This window comes from Tumebacillus avium (assembly GCF_002162355.1).
GTDB lineage: Bacteria > Bacillota > Bacilli > Tumebacillales > Tumebacillaceae > Tumebacillus_A > Tumebacillus_A avium.
Window position 1 is genome coordinate 3,315,001 of record NZ_CP021434.1, and the last position, 2,500, is coordinate 3,317,500.

Sequence of the window (2,500 nt, forward strand, 5' to 3'; positions counted from 1 at the left end):
GGAGGTCACACCTGTTCCCATCCCGAACACAGAAGTTAAGCTCCACAGAGCCGATGGTACTTGGACCGCAGGGTCCTGGGAGAGTAGGACGTCGCTAGGCAAGAGAAAGACCCAGTTCATTTGAACTGGGTCTTTTTTTTATCATTTTGCAGCTTGAGATGATTGAGAAACAGCAAGCAATCTGATGTGTGGAGAAGATTGAGAGGGGGTGAGTGATTCAGTTTCATGTTTTGCGTGAGTTTGTTTGGATAGACTGATTGTACTAGAATGATAGGCGTGGTAAGATAAATCCTGTCGCCGCGAGAGATGCGGTGAGCGAGATTGAAAGAAACAAACGATTGAATACGGAGAGATACCAAAGTGGCCAAATGGGGCGGACTGTAAATCCGTTGCGAAAGCTTCGAAGGTTCGAATCCTTCTCTCTCCACCATTTAAACACAACTTCATTTATCTTCTGGAGAGATGTCCGAGTTTGGTCGAAGGAGCACGATTGGAAATCGTGTAGGCGCCTAAAACGTCTCGGGGGTTCGAATCCCCCTCTCTCCGCCACGATGGCGGTGTAGCTCAGTTGGCTAGAGCGACCGGTTCATACCCGGTAGGTCGGGGGTTCAAGTCCCTCCGCCGCTACCATCAAAATAAAGAAGTAAATGTTGGGGAGTCGCCAAGCGGTAAGGCAACGGACTTTGACTCCGTCATGCGAAGGTTCGATCCCTTCCTCCCCAGCCAATGGCTCGTTGGAGAAGCGGCTTAACTCACCGCCCTTTCAAGGCGGCATTCACGGGTTCGAATCCCGTACGAGTCACCATGGAGGTTTAGCTCAGCTGGGAGAGCATCTGCCTTACAAGCAGAGGGTCGGCGGTTCGATCCCGTCAACCTCCACCATCTATACATGGAGCTGTGGTGTAGTGGCCTAACATGCCCGCCTGTCACGCGGGAGACCGCGGGTTCGAATCCCGTCAGCTCCGCCACTTAAAAAACAATAGTAACATGGCTCGGTAGCTCAGTCGGTAGAGCAGAGGACTGAAAATCCTCGTGTCGGCGGTTCGATTCCGTCCCGAGCCACCATTTCATGCAAGGTAGCCCAGCTAAGAGCGCGACGTCCTGTCGCAACGCTGGACACTGTACATCCTGTACGTGACGTCCTGTCGCAACGCTGGAAGGTAGCCCCGCTAAGTGCGCGACGTCCTGTCGCAACGCGGGACGCATACATCCTGTATGCGGAAGTGGCTCAGGGGTAGAGCATCGCCTTGCCAAGGCGAGGGTCGCGGGTTCGAATCCCGTCTTCCGCTCCAACAGTAAGTGAAAGAGACTCAATCTTCGGATTGAGTCTCTTTTTTTGTTATCCACTACATGTACTGCCTTAGATACTGAAGGAATATGAAGTTTGGTGAAGATCAGTGACTTTAATATCGTCTGTCGCATGTATTTGTTCGAGTTTGTTTGGGAAATCTGATTGTACTTCTCTCCTCTGCGTGTTAAGATAAGTCCTGTCGCCGCGAGAGATGCGGTGAAACGAAAGAAGTTGGGGGTATAGCTCAGTTGGTAGAGCACCTGCCTTGCAAGCAGGGGGTCAGCGGTTCGAATCCGCTTATCTCCACCATATCCGCCTTTTTAGCTCAGTAGGTAGAGCGCATCCATGGTAAGGATGAGGTCATCGGTTCGATTCCGGTAAAAGGCACCACTTCTGATCGCGGGGTGGAGCAGTTGGCAGCTCGTCGGGCTCATAACCCGAAGGTCGCAGGTTCGAGTCCTGTCCCCGCAACCACTACTTTCCTGTTGCGCTTTCGAGCGCAGCATGGTAAATTAGAAAACGTCGCTTCTGCGGCATACGGTGGAAGCCCAACTAAGAACGCGACGTCCTGTCGCAACGTTGGACAATGTACATCGTGTACTTGATCCTTGAAAACTAAACGAGTGTTACAGAGAGATGACGCGAGTCAGAGATACAAACTTTTTCAACTTTTATTGAGAGTTTGATCCTGGCTCAGGACGAACGCTGGCGGCGTGCCTAATACATGCAAGTCGAGCGGACTGATTCGGAGCTTGCTCCGAAGAAGTTAGCGGCGGACGGGTGAGTAACACGTGGGCAACCTGCCCGACAGACCGGGATAACGCTTGGAAACGAGTGCTAATACCGGATAGGCTTCACCTTCGCATGAAGGAGAAGAGAAAGAAGCTTTCGCTTCACTGTCGGATGGGCCCGCGGCGCATTAGCTAGTTGGTGAGGTAACGGCTCACCAAGGCGACGATGCGTTGCCGACCTGAGAGGGTGACCGGCCACACTGGGACTGAGACACGGCCCAGACTCCTACGGGAGGCAGCAGTAGGGAATCTTCCACAATGGGCGCAAGCCTGATGGAGCAACGCCGCGTGAATGATGAAGGCCTTCGGGTTGTAAAATTCTGTCTTCTGTGAAGAACAAGTGTGAGAAGAGAACGCTCACACCCTGACGGTAACAGAGGAGGAAGCCCCGGCTAACTACGTGCCAGCAGCCGCGGTA

12 tRNA genes and 2 rRNA genes (2 of these 14 running past the window's edge) are annotated in these 2,500 nt (G+C 52.8%); all 14 read left to right on the plus strand.

Going from position 1 to position 2,500, the window contains the following annotated elements:
- A 5S ribosomal RNA gene (rrf, locus tag CBW65_RS16095) occupies positions 1 to 100 on the plus strand; it begins 17 nt to the left of the window's first position.
- Between the two features lie 246 nt (positions 101 to 346).
- A tRNA-Tyr gene (locus tag CBW65_RS16100) sits at positions 347 to 430 on the plus strand.
- 26 nt (positions 431 to 456) lie between these two features.
- A tRNA-Ser gene (locus CBW65_RS16105) sits at positions 457 to 549 on the plus strand.
- Positions 550 to 553: 4 nt separating this feature from the next.
- Positions 554 to 630 (plus strand) — tRNA-Met (locus CBW65_RS16110).
- Positions 631 to 651: 21 nt separating this feature from the next.
- Positions 652 to 726 (plus strand) — tRNA-Gln (locus CBW65_RS16115).
- 2 nt (positions 727 to 728) lie between these two features.
- A tRNA-Glu gene (locus CBW65_RS16120) sits at positions 729 to 805 on the plus strand.
- 1 nt (position 806) lies between these two features.
- Positions 807 to 882: transfer RNA gene (locus CBW65_RS16125), tRNA-Val, on the plus strand.
- 9 nt (positions 883 to 891) lie between these two features.
- Positions 892 to 968 (plus strand) — tRNA-Asp (locus CBW65_RS16130).
- Between the two features lie 21 nt (positions 969 to 989).
- A tRNA-Phe gene (locus CBW65_RS16135) sits at positions 990 to 1,065 on the plus strand.
- Between the two features lie 152 nt (positions 1,066 to 1,217).
- A tRNA-Gly gene (locus CBW65_RS16140) sits at positions 1,218 to 1,292 on the plus strand.
- A gap of 232 nt (positions 1,293 to 1,524) precedes the next feature.
- Positions 1,525 to 1,600, plus strand: a tRNA-Ala gene (locus CBW65_RS16145).
- Positions 1,601 to 1,605: 5 nt separating this feature from the next.
- Positions 1,606 to 1,681: transfer RNA gene (locus CBW65_RS16150), tRNA-Thr, on the plus strand.
- Between the two features lie 8 nt (positions 1,682 to 1,689).
- A tRNA-Met gene (locus CBW65_RS16155) sits at positions 1,690 to 1,765 on the plus strand.
- A 196-nt stretch (positions 1,766 to 1,961) separates the two neighbouring features.
- Positions 1,962 to 2,500, plus strand: a 16S ribosomal RNA gene (locus CBW65_RS16160) (it continues 1,008 nt past the right edge of the window).